Consider the following 17,058-nt stretch of genomic DNA (forward strand, 5'->3'; position numbering starts at 1 on the left):
TAATAAAGAAAAAATGCAACGAGATAAACATAAAAGCTAGGTCGATGACAAGGTATCAACCTAGCTTTTTTGAGCGCATGGTTACTCCACTTTAGAACAGGTACGGCGCGACTGGTATTCATGTACTTTGTGTGCCGTACCTACGCCGATAGATGCTGCACAAAATAAATACCAGTAGCACGTGGCACCCAGTATACATAGTATCTTGCCGGCCAGTTTTATGGGGGATTGGCTATAGTGTGTTTTACCATGACTTGGTCGGGGCGAGCGCTGGATAACCCAAGGCATAAAGCGCGCCCTCAAGCCCTGTGACATTGATGGCAGAGTCAGCACGCGCTTGAACGATGGGTTTGGCGCGGTAAGCGACGCCCAAGTCAGCAACGGCCATCATCGGTAAGTCATTGGCACCGTCGCCGACACAGACCACTTGTGACATATCAATACCTAAGCGCTCGGCGGTCTGCTCGGCGATGGTGGCTTTTTTGGCACCATTGACGATAGGGAGCTGCACATGACCGGTCACTTCGCCTTCGTCGATATCTAAGGCGTTGGCGTGTACTTCATCGATACCTAACTGCTCGGCGATATAGTTGGCAAAATAGGTAAAGCCCCCTGATACCAGTACCGTATGATAACCCAGTGCTTTGAGCGCACTGATCGTGGTGCGCGCGCCTGTCGATAAGGTCAAACCACGGCAGATATCATCAAGGACATCAGTTGAGATGCCTTTGAGTAGCGCCACGCGCTGGGCAAAAGACTCATCAAAATCGATTTCTCCGCGCATCGCCGCCTCGGTGATGGCTTCGACTTTTTCGCCGATACCAGCGGTTTTGGCCAGCTCGACGATGACTTCTTGTTCGATCAACGTCGAGTCCATATCAAAGCAGGCAAGCTTGTGCGTACGCAGCATATGACCGATGGAGAGGATATGACAATCAACCACATCTAGCTGCTCACCGCTGTCTGTACGGCTTGTATTGTTATAGGCTTTGGTCAAGTCGTGACGTAAGCGGGTGGTAAGCTGATCGTCGATGATGTGGGCGGCTGCCGTCTTTTTGGCAGGGTGCATCAAGGTGTCGGTCACAGGCACCAACAAATAGCGATAGACCTGCACGGGGGTAAATGGCAAGCGCTGCGCATCACCTGCTGTAGGCTCGGTATCAGACACCGTGATATTGACAAAGCTGGCATCGGCGTCTTCTGCTACGGTGACCAAATGCCAGTTTGGCTGCTCATCGACCCAAGACTGTACATACTGATGAATGTCCAGCGCTGATACATGAGTTGGCAGGACGACGATGAGGGCAAAAACAGGAAGGGACTGCAATGCGTCAAAATCTTGCAAATTCGTATTGTTGGGTAGTAGCGATGCAACAGAATCCACGGCTTGTTGCCATGCTTTGCTGTCTTTTGGTAACGAATAAGAGGTATTTTTTGGCATGACTCAATTGTCCCTTGTATGCTCATATAAGATTAGGAATAATAACAGTTTTACAGGTCAGCGCCTATAGATGGCGCGCAAAGTATTATGGTCTGCAAAAAACGGCTGCGTTGACCACATAAATTTCTAAAACTGCTAACGCTATAAGGTTTATTATGGTGCTATAGTAGCTATGATAAGCGCGCCCGCTTGGTCTGGGTGATAAGAGCGATAGCGGTATGTAAACACAGCTGTGTGTAAGTAAGATAGCAAGCACAACAGACAAGACCGACGATTTTTTAAAATTAGCCAAAAAATGAGCGACAGTCTCGTTTTTTAATTTCATTTATCCAAAAAAGTTTACCATATCATGACGTATTTAGCGCCGCGGCAAGGGTTGTTTGCCATTATTCTTCTGGTTAGTTTTTGTTTGCAGACACTGCTACTGGTCATCAGTACTGATCAGCAGTTGAGCAAAAGTCGTGCGTTAAAAGGCGAACAGATGGTCGCACAACTGATAGATGAAGCGAGGCTATCGCTAGAAAACAAAGACCGTGTCAGCCTCAGTGTCATCGCCAATCGCTACACCAGTGAGCAGGACGTGACGCGTATTTTGATCAAAGACAACAACGATGATATCTTGGTACCAGTAGGCAACGCACCGATGCAGCAGGGCGATACCATCCGTCAAATCGCTACCAAAGGCGATGCGGTCATCGGTAGTGTGGCGCTGACGCTAAAAGATATCAGCAAGGGCGAGATTATCGCCATGCAGTGGCCGTTTGTCATTGGTATGCTGCTTCTGCATCTATTGCTATGGCTGATTTATGGTTATCTTGCACGCCCGACCAAAGAGCAAATCAACGCCATCAGCCGTGATATTTCAGAGCTACACCGCGAGCAGTTTAGGCAGCTCGATCAGCGAGGCTCTGAGCGCGATTATGATCGTAGCAGCTATGAGGACGACCGCCGCGCCGCAGACGTTGAGGCGACACAGAGCACAGTTGACAATACAACCACCGCCGATGCCAGCGCTGCGGTACGTACGCTAAACATTCATGGCGCAGTCAATAGCTATATCAGAGGGCAGCAAGGCGCAACGTCTGCAGATGCTGATACTCGGACTAATAGCGAGCATGACTTGGATATAAGTGCGGATATAAATGCAGATATCAGTGCTGGTATGAAGGACGATGTTGATGCGACGTCCAAAGCAGACTCAGCCCATCATACAGAGGATAGGCCATCAGAAACAAGCCATGACCAAAGCATAGGCAAAGCGGCTCGTGGCAGCGCACGCCTATCAGCCACGCGTACGTTTGATAGTGTCAGGGTACAAATCGTCTTTCATGATGAGTTTAATATGCTTGAGCGTCTAGCGCCCGCCCAGCGCCTACCATATCTGGCGCTATGTACACAGCTGCTCAACCAAGCGACGACCGAGCTACTAAAACAGCCGCTACTGCTCGGTGTCAGCATGATAAATGAGCCAAGTTTTGATGATAAAGGGGCTAGCGTGCTTCTAAAAGCTGACAACAGCCATGCCAAAGTGGCGCTGGCAGGCGTGATGCTGGGCAAGCTGTATTTGATGCTCAACAAAATCATCCATGATAAGCATATCGAGCTGTCGCGTTTTGCGTTACCTGCCAAAGCAGGTGTCAGTGATGATGCGCAAAGTGAAGCCATGACGCATCTGCTGCACGGTATCGGCAAAAAAGAGCAAATGCTGATCTTATTGCCCAATGCGGGCCTCAAACAAATCAGCCACCATGTACAGGTACAGAGCGTCATGCGCCCAACGACCGTCTATGAGCGTGAGTGTGCGATATTTGATGGGGGCAATGATGCGATGATTCAGCGGTTGGCGGATGTGCGTAATGCGGTATTGATGGTCGACAATCAAGAGGCTTCTTAAGCATAGGTGTTCATCAAGAGCGCTGTCTTGTACCGATGTAGTCTGTACAATTGCCTATAGTACTGCTTGGCAAAGAGGTTTGGCCGCGATTGGGAAATATGCCATATTGACAAAAAGGATTGACAACTCTCAACAGAGACTTTATAAGGCATATATATATTGATGTATTTTTTATACCTTTGCTAAAACTGATAGGAGTTTGTCATGAGTGACGCTGATATTGACGACGATTTTGATGATGACTTTGTCGATGATGATGACGCAAAGATGGTAGAAGAGGCTGAGACAAGTGTGCGCACACGCTTAAGTAGCCTCGAAAAGCGTCGATTGATCGATAACTTGCTCGAAGAAAAGCGTTTGGCAAGAGAACTAAAAGACGATCTCGATGATCTCGACGATTTCGATGAAGATGACGATGATTGGGACGACGACGATATCTGAGCGGCTACGTCATAGTGCCGGTATTTTTTTCTGTCAGCAGCATTCGTTTGTCGCTCTAGCGCCGTATGTTTGTCAACTAAAGCCTTTTAATGACCGCTCTACAGCAGCGCTTTATCTTTCTATCGAGATTTAGCGTTGCCTGCTTTTATTTTTTATCATGACGGTTTGGGTTCGTAACTTTTAACAGTCACCTTCTTGTCCCCTCCATCATGCCTATCTTCGATCGTTTTGCGATTGACACCCTTCATTTAAGGATTTTAACTCATGAGTGATCCATTAAGCTTTGACGAATTACTAGACTACTTAGACACCCAAGAAAACCCCTACGTCCTCGATAGTGTCGCCGCCCATGGTTTTTTGACCGCTACCGTCATCGGTCGCCCGCTGCCTAATTGGTTGGATGCATTTTTTGAAGGTCATGTGAGCGAGATTCCAGAAAACGTCGTCGATGGTATCAAGCGCTGGCGTGCCGCTATCATGGCTGAGCTAAAAAACGAGACACCCATCGAGTTGCCTTTCAACGAAGACGCTGGTGATGAGGAAGTGGCGGTAGATTTCTCCGATGAGTCAGACATCGTCGCTTGGTCGATTGGTTTTGTCGATGCGATGTATGGCGAGGAAGCCAGTGATTGGTTTGAAGATGAAGAAACCAGCGAGGATGTGGCGGTATTGACGCTACCGATGATTGTGCTCAGTGGTATCGATGATGAAGATCCTGAGCTGGCCGCCATGCGCCGTGATGAAGACAAGCTGGCACAGATGGCCAATAGTATCGAAGGCAATCTGACCGAGCTGTTTTTGTTGTTTCATACCAACGACTGATACCGTACCTAGATCGTCCCGCGCGTCGGTTTTTTAAGTAGCAACTGTTTTAACAGACAGTCGCCGCTGTTATTTTGTATGCATAAGGTAATATCATGGCTTTGCAACTCTCCAATCTTGAGCATCTACCAGGGTATCAGATCACTGAGCGTTTGGATGTGGTCTATGGCAGTACGGTACGCTCAAAACACGTCGGCAAAGACTTGTTTGCTGGGCTAAAAAACATCGTCGGCGGCGAGCTGACCGCCTATACCGAGCTGTTAGAAGAATCGCGCCAAGAGGCAATCGATCGTATGGTGGTCAAGGCCGAAGCACTGGGCGCAGATGCGGTGGTGGGCTTGCGCTTTTCGACCTCTAGTATCGCTCAAGGGGCCTCCGAGCTGTTTGTCTATGGTACGGCGGTCAAGGCCGTACCGATGCCGGATCCAGCGTCTCAGCCTTCCCATCGTCACGATGATTCATCACGCCCGCCGCAAGCCGCGCCCACCCAGCCAAGCGCAGTGCCAGCTGATGACTTACCACGTTTCAACCCTTTTGGTTAACCACCTAAAAAGCCTATCCGCTTTTTTATAAGAAGAGACGTGTCATGAACCAGTCATTCACCCAAATGCTTATCAACTATGCGCCGCTCCTTATATTGTTTGTGGTGGGGTGGTTTTTTGGCACCCGTCATGAGCGTCAGCATCTAGCGCAGCTACGCCAAGCTGAGCAAACGCTGGGTCATATCGTGGTCTCAAGCGAGCGGTTTTATCGTCCCAAACTGGCGGCGGACACGCAAGGTGAGCTGGTGCTCGGTAGCGTCGTGATCGCGCAAGATTATTTTAAAATGATCGTCGCGCGGGTGCTGAGCATCTTTGGCAAAAACCTAACCACTTATGAGACACTGCTGGATCGCGCGCGCCGCGAGGCCATCGTACGTATGCGCACTCAGGCACATGCCAAAGGCTACAATCACATCTATGGTTTGCGCCTTGAGGTGACCAATGTCAACCAGCTCGGTAGCATGGTGGAGGCCATTGCTTATGGCACAGCGGTGCATAGTATCGATGACACGCTCTAATTGTCTTGCTGTTGCGCTTTATTTGCCTTCCTGATTTTCCTTCTTAGTTTGCTCTCCTTTCTTAGACCGTTACATCTGACTGATGAGTCGTTGAATAAAACAGATAAAGCTGCTTTTACAACGATATACTTTGTTATACCGCTCCATGAGGGGGCGTATAGACACGATGGCATGGAATGCTGTCATACACCGGCCCACGCAGGGTCTTATATCCGGTCAAAAAACAATACACAGGTGCTGACGCTTTGCGGGCGACTGCTGTTTCGGGTTTTTGGGCGGGTAGTATCTACAAGGATGTGGTTATGGAAGGTCTGGAAATTGTCACCTTAGTCAACTCAGTTATCATCCCCATTTGTTTGTTTTTGATTATGATGGGTATGGGTCTCACTCTCGTCGCCAATGATTTTAAACGCGTTTTAACATATCCCAAGGCAGTTGGTATCGGCTTGACCAATCAGCTGTTGTTATTACCGCTCATCGGCTTTGCATTGGCCAATATCATGCCTCTAGAGCCTGAATACGCCGTCGGTGTCATGCTGCTGGTGCTGTGCCCAGGAGGCACCACCTCCAATTTATTTACCTATCTGGCCAAAGGCGATGTGGCGTTGTCAGTGACGATGACGGCGATTGCCAGTGTCATCACAGTCTTTAGCATTCCTGTGGTGCTGAGCTTTTCGCTGGTTTATTTTATGGGTGCTGGTAGTGCGTTTGAGTTACCTGTCCTAAAAACCGTGCTGACTTTGGTGGTGTTGACCATCGTGCCTATCAGCCTCGGTATGCTGATCAAACGCTATGCGCCGCGTATCGCTGATAACTCTCAGGTCTATGTGTCGAGATTTGGGGTGATATTTTTGACGTTTTTGGTGGTGTTTTTAAGCTATGTCCAGCGTGATATCCTCGTCGAGGCGCTACTCGCGACAGGCCCGGTATCGTTGCTCCTTAACCTCTCGACCATGGCGCTTGGCTACTATAGCAGTAAATGGTTTGGCCTAAACTTGGCGCAAAGAACGTCGGTAACCTTAGAAATCGGCCTGCAAAACAGCACGTTATCTATCTTTATGGCATTGACCCTATTGGCCAATTATAAAATGTCGATGACGCCTGCGATTTATACCCTCATCATGTTTTTGACTGCTGGTATCTTGGTCAGAGTGTTTGGTGCTAAATATCGTCAGGTAAAGCGCTCAGAGGTGGAGATGAGTGTCTTAGCTGCGCGCCGCTTATAACTGGCTATAAAAGCGATCCGAGTCGCCCTGTGTCGCCTTGTATTGGTTTTATAGGGTGTCGACCAGCGCTAAGGCCACGCGCATCGATACTTATAGGTTATCTATTTTAAAATAGGTACAGCGCTACGGATATTTATTTTCCTTACGTGCTGTGCCGACGCTGCTCGATGCTGCGCAAAATACATACCAGTGGCATATGATATAAAGTGTGCCAATGTTATATCGGACTGACTATATTTTGTCGTCGGTCTGCTCTTTAACACGCTCCACCTCAAATAAAAAAGCGCGGTTTTTTAGTATCGCGACAAAGACCACGCCGCCCACCGTATTGCCAGCCAGTACCACTAGCAAAAACAGCAAATAGCGCCACAGGCTGACGGTATTGCCATATAGCAGGGCGGAGAAAATCTCGATGTTGCCGACGATGCTATGATGCAGTCCCAAAAAACCAATACTACCGGTGATTAGCGTTACCAAGACGATACGGCTAATGGTATCGCGCGCTGAGGTCACAAGCCATGCCGCGATGCCCATCATCCAGCCTGCCAGTACGGCACTGCCAAAGATGACCCACCATCTAAACCCCAAAATATGCTCAGCATAAGCATCGATATCACTGGCGCCAAACAGCTGCATATTCAGGCCAAGGCCAATCATCAAGGCGGCAAACAGGCAGCCGCCGACGATATTGCCTGCGATAACGATGCCCCATAGCCTTAGCAACTTGTGCAAGGGTTCGATTTTGTTTAAGACAGGCAGGCTTAAGAGGGAGGTCTGCTCGGTAAATAATAGCGACTGGCCGATGACAACGATGATAAAGCCCACCGGATACAGCAAGGAGGCGAGGACGATGGCATACTCGCTAGGTATGACGGCGCTCAGTAGCGCAAAGGCTGATAAAATCATAAAAAAGCTGATGCCAATCTCAAACCCTGCGGTAAAGGCGCTGGTAAATAATGAGCCCAAAGAGCGCTCAAAGGTTTCTTTGGCATGTATTACTTGCTCCACCAAGATACTGGCATAGCTTTTTGCTTGGCTTAGATTGTCATCGCCTGCGACTTTTTTGATGGTTTCTTTGTCTTCATCGCTGATTTCTTTGGGTAGGTCTTCATCCTTTAAGGTCTTAGTCGCTTGTACCTCGCTGTCGTCTGGCGGGTAGTGGTCTGCGGCGGCGTCATTGTCTGACGTATTGTCAGGGCGCGCGATATCCTTTGCGGTAGGCTTATTGCGTGATGGGTCGGCTTGGTAGGCGTTGTTATTTTCGGTATCTTTGGGCACAGTAAACTCGCTGGTTATGGGACAATGATGGGGCGCTACCGACTGGCAGAAGGTCACGGCCAATATATAGACAGACGTTATATGCTATAGCATGACTATAACGTATTATATTTGCCAGAGGGGGGATTGCTGTTCGTTAATTGTTTAATGAATGCGCCCCAAAGCCGATAAATTGCCTTAGCATCTAACAAAATCTGGCCATCTGCGTTAAAATCACTCTATCAATCCCATCGCTTACGTTTCATGTTATTTGTTTGACCGAATTCATTCATTATTAATAAAAGATTATTCTATTATGAGCAATCCTGAGAATCATACCAACAGCACGACCAACTTGACCGAGTCTATTCAAGCCGCTTTGAGCCAATTAGAAAACGCTTACAACCCAAAGGATGTCGAAGCGGGCATGTATCAAGGCTGGGAGGAGAGCGGTTATTTTGCCCCGACTTTTGATAAGGACGAGTCGTTTTCTATCGCCTTGCCGCCGCCGAACGTCACAGGCTCGCTGCACATGGGGCACGGCTTTAATAATGCCATCATGGATGCGCTGACCCGTTATCACCGTATGGACGGCGATAATACGCTTTGGCAACCGGGTACCGATCACGCTGGTATCGCAACCCAAATGGTCGTTGAGCGCCGCCTAGAGGCGCAAGGCATCCGCCGCCGTGATATGACGCGTGAAGACTTTATCGATAAAGTCTGGGAGTGGAAAGAAGAGTCGGGCGGCAACATCACCCGTCAGATTCGCCGCCTTGGTAGCTCGGTGGATTGGTCGCGTGAGCGCTTTACCATGGATGATGGCTTATCAAATGCGGTCAAAGAAGTGTTTGTACGCCTATTCGATGATGGCTTGATTTATCGTGGTAAGCGCTTGGTCAACTGGGACCCTAAATTTCAAACCGCGCTGTCTGATTTAGAAGTAGAAAACGTCGATGAAAAAGGCAGCTTGTGGCATTTCCGCTACTATTTTACCGATACAGACATCACCACCCAAGACGGCAAAAACTATCTGGTGGTCGCCACCACCCGTCCTGAGACATTATTGGGTGATACCGCCGTTGCGGTCAACCCAAGCGATGAGCGCTATGCGCATTTGATCGGCAAGACCATTACTTTGCCAATCACAGGCCGCGTGGTGCCGATCGTGGCCGATGATTATGTCGAAAGCGACTTTGGTACAGGCTGTGTCAAGATTACCCCTGCCCATGACTTTAATGACTATGAGCTGGGTCGTCGTCACAGCTTGCCACTGATTAACATCTTAGATGAGCGTGCCAACATTTTGCCTGAGATGGAGGTCTATGCTGATCTGCAAACGCGCGAGCCATCGCTTGAGACCACGCCGAGCGAATACGCTGGGCTTGAGCGTTTTGCGGCGCGCAAACAGCTGGTCGAGCAAGCAAGTAGCGAAGGCTGGCTAGAAGACATCGAAGACTACGCGCTAAAAGCGCCGCGTGCCGAGCGCGGTGGTACCATCGTCGAGCCGTGGCTGACTGATCAGTGGTATGTCGCCGTCAATAAGCTGGCGGGACCAGCGATTGATGCGGTCGAAGATGGTCGTATTGAATTTGTCCCTGCACAGTACAAAAACATGTATATGGCATGGATGACAGACCTGCAGGACTGGTGTATCAGCCGTCAGCTGTGGTGGGGTCACCGTATCCCAGCGTGGTACGACGACGCGGCAGGTGAGGTGTATGTCGCACGTAGCGAGGCGGAGGTTCGCACTAAATACAATCTAAGCGACGATGTTAAATTGCGCCAAGATGATGATGTACTTGATACGTGGTTTAGCTCAGGGTTATGGACCTTTAGTACGTTAGATTGGGCAGACCCTAAGGCCGATCCGCGTGTGATGCAGACTTTTCACCCGACCAGTGTGCTGGTGACCGGTTTTGATATTATCTTCTTTTGGGTGGCGCGCATGATCATGATGACCATGCATTTTGTCAAAAACGAAGATGGTACGCCGCAAGTACCGTTTAAGACCGTCTATGTCCATGGCCTAGTACGCGATGGCAATGGTCAAAAAATGTCTAAGTCGAAAGGTAATGTCTTAGATCCGATTGATTTGATTGACGGTATCGATCTAGAAGCGCTGGTCGAAAAACGCACCAGCAATATGATGAACCCCAAAGACGCGGCGAAGATTGAGAAGCAAACGCGTAAAGAGTTCCCAGAGGGTATCCCAGCCTACGGTACCGATGCGCTGCGCTTTACCTTCACCTCTCTTGCCAGTACTGGCCGCGACATCAACTTTGATCTCAAGCGCGTTGAGGGCTATCGTAACTTCTGTAATAAAATCTGGAACGCCAGCCGCTTTGTACTGATGAACTGTATCGATAATGACGGTAACGCCAAACCTATCGACCAAGCGGCCAACGTAGATGTTTGGGAATTACCAGAAAAATGGATCATGAGCCGTCTCAACTCGACGATTAGCAATATCCATCAGCACTTTGCCCAGTATCGCCTCGATATGGTCAGCCATGATATTTATGAGTTTATCTGGAACGAATACTGCGACTGGTATGTCGAGCTTGCCAAAGCCAGCCTCAATGACGACTCGGTGACAGACGAGCGTAAAGCGCAAATCCGCTACGTGCTGCTGCATGTGCTCGAGACGGCGCTGCGCTTTAGCCATCCGATCATGCCGTATCTGACCGAAGAGATTTGGCAGACTGTCGCGCCGCTGCTGAACCGTAAAGATACCGACAGCATCGTCATCGCAGCCTATCCTCAAGCTGATAATGCGCAGATCAGTGAGCAGGTGGAGGCGGACATGGCATGGCTACAAGAGCTGATTGCCAGCATCCGTAATATCCGCGGTGAGATGAAGCTGGGTAACGCCGTACGCCTGCCAGTATTGCTACAAAATATCTCAGATGAGGAAGAAGCGCGGCTATCACGTATCAAAAACCAGTTTAAAGCACTAGCCAAAGTCGAGAGCTTAGAGATCGTCAAAGAAGGTGATGAGGTGCCATTGTCATCATCAAGTATGGTCGGTCAGCTACGCGTGCTGGTACCGATGAAAGGTCTAATTGATCCAACGGCTGAGCTGGCACGTCTGGACAAAGCGCATGAAAAGCTACAAAAGCAGGCCGACGGCATCGCGCGTAAGCTGAGTAATGAAGGCTTTGTGAGTAAAGCGCCGGCGCAAGTGGTTGAAAACGAGAAAGCGAAACTGGCTGAGCTAGAAGGGCAGCTTAAAACGATGACAGCGCAGATGGCACAGTTAAAAGCGTTGTAAATAAAGCGTAAATATCTATAGTAATAAAGAACGCTGTCACAATTGTGATGGCGTTTTTTTTGTGAATATTGTTAACGCTCATTCTCATGTTTCGACCAATGTGCCATGATTAAAGAGTGATATGCTATCCCTCTTAAAGTGCTAAGGTAAACCATTTATATAACTTTTATAACCCCTCAACTCACTCATAACTAAAGGACGAGCCATGAGCCATTATCTTAAGATTACCGTTGCCATGCTAGGCGGCGCGTTGTTTTTATCCGGCTGTGCCAGTACTGGCATGTCGCCATCACACCCAAACGATCAGGTCAATAATACCTACCAGTTGCCACAACAGATCTACGACGGCTATTGGGCGATGACAGCAGGGATGGGCGGTCAAGCTGCTGTAGTCAACTTTCGCCGAGATGGCACAAGTTACAACTATCGCTTTAAATGCTATACCGATGGTAGCTATCAGCAAGCGGCCGTAGAAAAATATAACCTAAAGCCCAACCGTACCGCAGTAGGGCTTCAATACGAAAACGAGCCAGTTTTCTCCCAAGTTAAGGTCATAAAGCTGACACCCAAACAAACGCTGGTACTCAACCAAAGCTTTAGCGACTCCGAGTTGCAGCAAGCCTATCCAAATGGTCAAGAGTTCACTTACACCTACAAGCCAACCTTAGAGCCAGTGTGCTTATTGTAATGACGCTATAGATATCGCTGAGTAGAGAGATGGTTAATTCATTTATATGACACATGTGTTAAAGACCGCTATCATCATAAAGCAGCGGTCTTTTTGATTTATTTGCGACAGGGAGATAGACTCAATTTACCCAATCACTAACCAAACATACCGATTGATAGCAAAACCCTCATAAAAATAGTCTTGTAGCATATCTCCTGATACGGCATCCTTAGTGAGTTCTATAAGCCGCCGTCCTTGTCATAAATTTGCCGGCCAAAACCTGACTATCTGACACTATCCAACGATATCCATTATCCAACGACACCCTTTATGAGCCAAAAAAAGCACTTCTACTACCGCCCAAAGACCAATCAGCACCACAGCCCGACAGTGCGTTGGACATTTGTCATATTAGGCTGGTTGTTTTTTGTGCTGGGTATCATCGGCATCTTGCTACCCGTGATGCCGACTGCGCCTTTTATATTACTGGCGGCAGGGTGCTGGGCACGTAGCTCGCGGCGCTTTCATTTTTGGCTAATCAATCACAAATACTTTGGCAAGTACGTCCGTGATTGGGAAGAAAATCATGCGGTACCGCTTTATGCTAAGTGGCTTGCGACCATCATGATGGCGATATCGACTGTCATGTTGTTTTATCGTCTGCCCGCTGATATGACATGGGCGGCATGGCTAGTAGCACTGGTCTGTAGCGGGGTTATCGTCTATTTGTTTCGTCTGCCAAATGCCAAATAAAGTCGCCAATATAGGGCAATAGTTAAGTCCAGTTACATAAAACCTGAGATAAGGCTTGCGATACTAGGATGTTCCCCTTATAATACGTCCAAGCTTAAGAGCAGTTCTGCACCAAATCATTACCTCGTAGTATTAGTTATAATCCTTCGTTTTAATATTTATCGTTCAGTAGCTATTTGCAAGCGTTATCGGTCTATTAGACCACAAATAAATTAAATATCAGGGTTATGACTATGTCAGACGTTCAAAAAGGTACAGTTAAGTGGTTCAACGAAGCTAAAGGTTTTGGTTTCATCGCTCCAGAAAACGGCGCAGACGTTTTCGCTCATTACAGCGAAATCTCAGGCTCAGGCTTCAAAACTTTGGCTGAAGGCCAAGAAGTTGAGTTCACTGTAACTCAAGGCCAAAAAGGCCCACAAGCACACAACATCGTTGCTATCTAATTTGTCTTTTATAGATAAATAAAGCAAGATAAAAAAACGAGCCTTTGGGTTCGTTTTTTTCGTTTGTAGTTAAGGATCGTAAGTTATGGGGTCATAGATAGTTGTCGTCTATGATGGCTATCATCGCTTATGCAGACGAGCAATAAAAAAGACCAACGACTTCACTATCGTTGGTCTTTCTAGTTTTAGGTAAATGAGCTGCAGGTTAACCGAATGAGCTGATAGCGATATTGATCACTCCGCCGCCGAGCAGCAACCAAGCAAACATCACTGCTCCTAAAATCAGCGGCTTGACGCCAGCTTGTTTGATAGCGCTCATATGTGTGGTTAAGCCTAACGCAAACATCGCCATCGTCAGCATCACATCATCAAGCATCACCATACTTTGCGCAAAGCCATCGGACATCGGTATCCAAGTGTGCAACAGCACCACCAAGATAAAGATAAAAGCAAACCAAGGGATATTCACTTGTCGCACACGGCTCATTAGGGAAGGTTTTTCAGCTTGGCCGCTACCAGATGAGGTCAAGGCAAAGGATAAAATAAGCAAAAATGGCGCGAGCATCATGACCCGTATCATTTTGGTGACGACAGCGGTATTGCCGACCTCGGTGCTCACCGCGTTACCCGCGACCACCACTTGCGCCACTTCATGAATGGTGGAGCCGGTATAAATACCGTATTGCTGAGCGTCGAGCCACGGCTGCAGCCAGCCAAGATGGTATAAAAATGGATAAAGCAGCATGGCAATGGTGCCAAATACTACTACCGTCGCCACAGCGATCGTTACCTTGTGCGCTTCGGCCTTGACCACAGGCTCTGCGGCGATGACTGCCGCCGCCCCGCAAATACTAGCCCCTGAGCCAATCAGTAGTGTCGTTTGCTTATCAACCTTTAGCCATCTGGTACCGAGCCAGTAAGTCAATAAAAACGTCGAGGTCAAGACCAGAGCATCGGTCATGATTGCTGGCATTCCGACACTGGAGACTTGTGTCAAGGTCAGCTTAAAGCCATAAAAAATAATGGCCAGACGCAATATTTGCCCCTTAGCAAAGGCCACGCCCACCTGTAAGCGCTCCGCGAACTGTGGGTAGACGGTATTGCCCAGTACCATGCCAAGCAATATCGCCAGCGTCAACGAAGAGAGGCCAACGATACGGCCATTTGACCAACTATCGATGCTGGCATCCAACCACAAGCACAGCAAACTACCAAAGAACACCACCAGCAGCCCTGCTAAGTGGCGGTTGCGCGGGCAATAGTGATTCATTGACTGTGTAAAAGCATACATGGCTCGTCGTCCTCATGGCTATAATCAAAATAAGCATAAGCTTATGAGTAGACAGTATAAGACAAGCCAACTTATAATAAAAACAGATTAATAAGATAGAAACTATCGAAAATATAGGTAAGAGTGGCGTGAAAAACACCTTTATTAAAAGCAGAGGTGTCAGCTGTGACGAAGGCGTTGTTAAAACAAGCTTAGTAAAAGACAGATTGTTAAATCTGCTGTTTATTAAACAATGTCGGTTGTGTGCACACCTCCAAAGACGGATATAAGGCAAGCAAGACAATGAAAAAAGCCATGCAAACGCTACCGAAGATTACCCTAAAGCAACTGGCGGTGTTTGTGAGTATTTATCAAACTGGTAGCACCAGCCGCGCCAGTGAAGCGCTACATCTCTCGCAGTCGGCCGTCAGTAGTGCGCTGAGTGAGCTGGAGGCGCGTCTGCAGATGCCATTATTTGAGCGGGTCGGACGCAGGCTCAACCAGCACCCCAATGCCCATCCTATTTATATACAAGCGCAAGCGATCTTAGAGCAGTCGTTGACGCTGGAGCATTATCATAAGTATCAAGCCGGTCAGATTCATATTGGCGCCAGCACCACCATCGGTAATTATGCCTTGCCGCCGCTGCTGGCCAAGCTGTATCAGGTGCTACCAGACGCTCGTGTCGATATGTATATCGCCAATACGCAAGAGGTGGTGGCGGAGGTTGAGCAGTTAAATATCGATATCGCGTTGGTAGAGGGCATGCCGCGCCCCACAGATATTAAGGCCATCGAGCAGCGCGCATGGCGGACAGATACTTTGATGGTATTTGCCAAACGCGATAGCAGATGGCTGGCAGGTCTTGCAGATTATCAAGAGACTGAACGTCTGTATCATATGACTCTTACGCAGTTGGCCAAACTGCCGCTACTGGTGCGAGAGGCGGGGTCGGGCACGCGGCAGATCATCGATGAGCAGCTACTCAAACATCTGCCAGAGGCCGAGGTGATCATGGCGATTCAGCAGTCAGAGGCCATCAAGCATATGGTCAGTGCCGATATCGGTCTTGGCTGCCTATCTCAGCATGTCATCGAGGCGGAGCTGGCAGCAGGAAAGCTGGTACAAGTAAAAGTCGCAGGTATCGATCTGTCACGGACGTGGTGGTTGGTCTGGCACAAAGCCCGCCATCAAAACCCGATTTGGCAGACTTTTATAGATATGATACAAGACGATTGAGCAAACGCTAAAAAAGCGCGGCGTCCTAGATACACCGCGCTTTTTTAGCGTTTGAGGTTTTGAGCGTGACTATTTGCGCGTTACGGTTTGAGCGCTATTGTTTGAGCACCATTAAGTAACGTGTTATTGGCGCTACTTGGATACGGGTTTGTCGAGTCTTACGACCAAACTGTCGCATGGGACGTTGGGCAGGATATTGTCCGCCGTAGCACCGCTGATCCACGCGGCGATGCCTGTGCGTTTGTGTCGACCGATGACCAAAAGATCGACGTCGTGTTTGTGGCAATAATTGACGATGCCTTCGCTGCTAGAGATGGCGGTGGTCACTTGCGAGTTGACGGCGTCTAGCTCATTACGCGCCAAAAACTGCGCCAGCTTTGCCCGTGCTTCTTGGCAGCGCTCATCATCGATCTCATCGTATAAGCTCGAGGCGGGGACCAACTCATAACCAAAACCGACCATGGTGTCTTTGACGATATGCAGTACGGATAGCTTAGCGCCCGGGCGGTTATCGACGATACGTTTGGCCTTTTGTGCGACGATATCGGCATCAGAGAGTAAGTCGGTGACCAGTAGTATGTGTTCGTAACTCATAGCGTCTTCCTCATGTCAGATAGTATTTACTATAGCACTACTACAGAGCGCTGTTAAGTCGTCATCAGGTGTCATCACACAGATGACGCAGGCGGCGTATTACTCTGCAAAGGGCTGGTCGAGCTTGACCACCAAGCTGTCGCAAGGAATGTTTGGCAAGATACTGTCGGCTGTCGCTTTGGCCAACCATGCGGCGATACCGTGACGCTCATGGCGGCCGATGATGAGTAAGTCGACTTGATGGTCGCGGCAATAATTGACGATACCCTTACTGTTCGAGATAGCAGATGTCACCTCAGAGTTGACCGCATGCAGCTCATTACGCGCCAAAAACTGCGCCAGTTTTTCTCGTGCTTCTTGCCAGTGCTCGCCATCGACGTCGCCTGATAGGCTGGAGGCTGGCACCAGCTCAAAGCCAAAGCGCACCATGTCGTCCTCGACGATATGCAATACAGACAGCCTCGCTTCAGGAGAGCCTGCAAGGATACGTTTGGCCTTGAGTGCGACGGCATCTGCATCAGACAACAAGTCGGTGACCAGTAAAATATGTTGATAGCCCATCATCAGCTCCTATTAAGACGTTTATTTTATAGTAGCAGTGGTGGCGGTGTTTGTTAAGGGTTAAATCCATTATTTTATTATGGATATTCCCAGATAGACAATCTTTATAATCT

Annotated in this window: 16 protein-coding genes; 11 read left to right on the plus strand and 5 right to left on the minus strand. The window is 48.6% G+C overall.

Translation table 11 applies throughout. The annotated features are described in order from the left end of the window. Positions 1 to 244: 244 nt before the first annotated feature. On the minus strand, positions 245 to 1,441 hold the full coding sequence (gene serB / locus BTV99_RS00205) for a phosphoserine phosphatase SerB (protein ID WP_075100351.1): 1,197 nt from the start codon (positions 1,439 to 1,441) through the stop codon (positions 245 to 247). Positions 1,442 to 1,790: 349 nt separating this feature from the next. Between serB and BTV99_RS00210 the strand changes: the two genes are divergently transcribed. From BTV99_RS00210 to BTV99_RS00235, 6 genes are all read left to right on the plus strand, one after another. Then, the gene (locus tag BTV99_RS00210) at positions 1,791 to 3,335 is read left to right on the plus strand and encodes a hypothetical protein (protein WP_075100352.1); all 1,545 of its coding nucleotides are present in this window, start codon (positions 1,791 to 1,793) and stop codon (positions 3,333 to 3,335) included. Between the two features lie 204 nt (positions 3,336 to 3,539). Then, positions 3,540 to 3,776 (plus strand): PA3496 family putative envelope integrity protein, encoded by a 237-nt coding sequence (locus BTV99_RS00215; RefSeq protein WP_075100353.1) that lies wholly within the window; start codon positions 3,540 to 3,542, stop codon positions 3,774 to 3,776. 264 nt (positions 3,777 to 4,040) lie between these two features. Next, on the plus strand, positions 4,041 to 4,598 hold the full coding sequence (locus tag BTV99_RS00220; protein ID WP_075100354.1) for a YecA family protein: 558 nt from the start codon (positions 4,041 to 4,043) through the stop codon (positions 4,596 to 4,598). Positions 4,599 to 4,693: 95 nt separating this feature from the next. Beyond that, positions 4,694 to 5,140 (plus strand): YbjQ family protein, encoded by a 447-nt coding sequence (locus tag BTV99_RS00225; RefSeq protein WP_075100355.1) that lies wholly within the window; start codon positions 4,694 to 4,696, stop codon positions 5,138 to 5,140. A gap of 44 nt (positions 5,141 to 5,184) precedes the next feature. Beyond that, complete coding sequence (locus tag BTV99_RS00230) at positions 5,185 to 5,658, plus strand: YbjQ family protein (protein WP_075100356.1); 474 nt, start codon at positions 5,185 to 5,187, stop codon at positions 5,656 to 5,658. 302 nt (positions 5,659 to 5,960) lie between these two features. Then, the gene (locus BTV99_RS00235) at positions 5,961 to 6,884 is read left to right on the plus strand and encodes a bile acid:sodium symporter family protein (protein WP_075100357.1); all 924 of its coding nucleotides are present in this window, start codon (positions 5,961 to 5,963) and stop codon (positions 6,882 to 6,884) included. Between the two features lie 231 nt (positions 6,885 to 7,115). On the opposite strand, the gene BTV99_RS00240 is transcribed toward BTV99_RS00235, so the two are convergent. Then, positions 7,116 to 8,162 carry a formate/nitrite transporter family protein gene (locus tag BTV99_RS00240; protein WP_075100358.1) on the minus strand — a complete coding sequence of 349 codons (1,047 nt, stop codon included), beginning with the start codon at positions 8,160 to 8,162 and terminating at the stop codon, positions 7,116 to 7,118. A 295-nt stretch (positions 8,163 to 8,457) separates the two neighbouring features. Between BTV99_RS00240 and BTV99_RS00245 the strand changes: the two genes are divergently transcribed. From BTV99_RS00245 to BTV99_RS00260, 4 genes are all read left to right on the plus strand, one after another. Then, positions 8,458 to 11,415 carry a valine--tRNA ligase gene (locus tag BTV99_RS00245; protein WP_075100359.1) on the plus strand — a complete coding sequence of 986 codons (2,958 nt, stop codon included), beginning with the start codon at positions 8,458 to 8,460 and terminating at the stop codon, positions 11,413 to 11,415. Between the two features lie 205 nt (positions 11,416 to 11,620). Further along, positions 11,621 to 12,103 (plus strand): hypothetical protein, encoded by a 483-nt coding sequence (locus tag BTV99_RS00250; RefSeq protein ID WP_075100360.1) that lies wholly within the window; start codon positions 11,621 to 11,623, stop codon positions 12,101 to 12,103. A 312-nt stretch (positions 12,104 to 12,415) separates the two neighbouring features. Further along, the gene (locus BTV99_RS00255) at positions 12,416 to 12,838 is read left to right on the plus strand and encodes a YbaN family protein (protein ID WP_075100361.1); all 423 of its coding nucleotides are present in this window, start codon (positions 12,416 to 12,418) and stop codon (positions 12,836 to 12,838) included. Positions 12,839 to 13,071: 233 nt separating this feature from the next. Next, entirely contained in the window at positions 13,072 to 13,281 is a 210-nt protein-coding gene (locus BTV99_RS00260; protein WP_025644841.1) for a cold-shock protein, read from the plus strand. 205 nt (positions 13,282 to 13,486) lie between these two features. Here BTV99_RS00260 and BTV99_RS00265 read toward each other — a convergent pair whose 3' ends face one another. After that, positions 13,487 to 14,572, minus strand: a complete 1,086-nt coding sequence (locus tag BTV99_RS00265) for a YeiH family protein (protein WP_075100362.1) — start codon at positions 14,570 to 14,572, stop codon at positions 13,487 to 13,489. Positions 14,573 to 14,854: 282 nt separating this feature from the next. Between BTV99_RS00265 and BTV99_RS00270 the strand changes: the two genes are divergently transcribed. Next, positions 14,855 to 15,790, plus strand: coding sequence for a LysR substrate-binding domain-containing protein (locus BTV99_RS00270; RefSeq protein ID WP_075100363.1), 936 nt, complete (start codon positions 14,855 to 14,857; stop codon positions 15,788 to 15,790). A gap of 132 nt (positions 15,791 to 15,922) precedes the next feature. Here the strand turns inward: BTV99_RS00270 and BTV99_RS00275 are convergent, their stop codons facing one another. Next, positions 15,923 to 16,384: a universal stress protein gene (locus BTV99_RS00275; protein WP_075100364.1), complete on the minus strand. Its 462-nt coding sequence runs from the start codon at positions 16,382 to 16,384 to the stop codon at positions 15,923 to 15,925. A 99-nt stretch (positions 16,385 to 16,483) separates the two neighbouring features. After that, on the minus strand, positions 16,484 to 16,945 hold the full coding sequence (locus tag BTV99_RS00280; protein ID WP_075100365.1) for a universal stress protein: 462 nt from the start codon (positions 16,943 to 16,945) through the stop codon (positions 16,484 to 16,486). Between the last annotated feature and the right edge of the window lie 113 nt (positions 16,946 to 17,058).

This window comes from Psychrobacter sp. Rd 27.2 (assembly GCF_001921755.1).
GTDB classification, from domain to species: Bacteria; Pseudomonadota; Gammaproteobacteria; order Pseudomonadales; family Moraxellaceae; genus Psychrobacter; species Psychrobacter celer.

What these genes read in the sequence shown, in the direction of transcription:
- BTV99_RS00235 (WP_075100357.1), top strand. Translation starts at nt 5,961, where the DNA reads ATGGAAGGTCTGGAAATTGTCACCTTAGTCAACTCAGTTATCATCCCC.
- BTV99_RS00230 (WP_075100356.1), top strand. Translation starts at nt 5,185, where the DNA reads ATGAACCAGTCATTCACCCAAATGCTTATCAACTATGCGCCGCTCCTT.
- BTV99_RS00245 (WP_075100359.1), top strand. Translation starts at nt 8,458, where the DNA reads ATGAGCAATCCTGAGAATCATACCAACAGCACGACCAACTTGACCGAG.
- BTV99_RS00225 (WP_075100355.1), top strand. Translation starts at nt 4,694, where the DNA reads ATGGCTTTGCAACTCTCCAATCTTGAGCATCTACCAGGGTATCAGATC.
- BTV99_RS00215 (WP_075100353.1), top strand. Translation starts at nt 3,540, where the DNA reads ATGAGTGACGCTGATATTGACGACGATTTTGATGATGACTTTGTCGAT.
- serB (WP_075100351.1), bottom strand. Translation starts at nt 1,441, where the DNA reads ATGCCAAAAAATACCTCTTATTCGTTACCAAAAGACAGCAAAGCATGG.
- BTV99_RS00260 (WP_025644841.1), top strand. Translation starts at nt 13,072, where the DNA reads ATGTCAGACGTTCAAAAAGGTACAGTTAAGTGGTTCAACGAAGCTAAA.
- BTV99_RS00220 (WP_075100354.1), top strand. Translation starts at nt 4,041, where the DNA reads ATGAGTGATCCATTAAGCTTTGACGAATTACTAGACTACTTAGACACC.
- BTV99_RS00270 (WP_075100363.1), top strand. Translation starts at nt 14,855, where the DNA reads ATGAAAAAAGCCATGCAAACGCTACCGAAGATTACCCTAAAGCAACTG.
- BTV99_RS00255 (WP_075100361.1), top strand. Translation starts at nt 12,416, where the DNA reads ATGAGCCAAAAAAAGCACTTCTACTACCGCCCAAAGACCAATCAGCAC.
- BTV99_RS00280 (WP_075100365.1), bottom strand. Translation starts at nt 16,945, where the DNA reads ATGGGCTATCAACATATTTTACTGGTCACCGACTTGTTGTCTGATGCA.
- BTV99_RS00275 (WP_075100364.1), bottom strand. Translation starts at nt 16,384, where the DNA reads ATGAGTTACGAACACATACTACTGGTCACCGACTTACTCTCTGATGCC.
- BTV99_RS00250 (WP_075100360.1), top strand. Translation starts at nt 11,621, where the DNA reads ATGAGCCATTATCTTAAGATTACCGTTGCCATGCTAGGCGGCGCGTTG.
- BTV99_RS00210 (WP_075100352.1), top strand. Translation starts at nt 1,791, where the DNA reads ATGACGTATTTAGCGCCGCGGCAAGGGTTGTTTGCCATTATTCTTCTG.
- BTV99_RS00265 (WP_075100362.1), bottom strand. Translation starts at nt 14,572, where the DNA reads ATGTATGCTTTTACACAGTCAATGAATCACTATTGCCCGCGCAACCGC.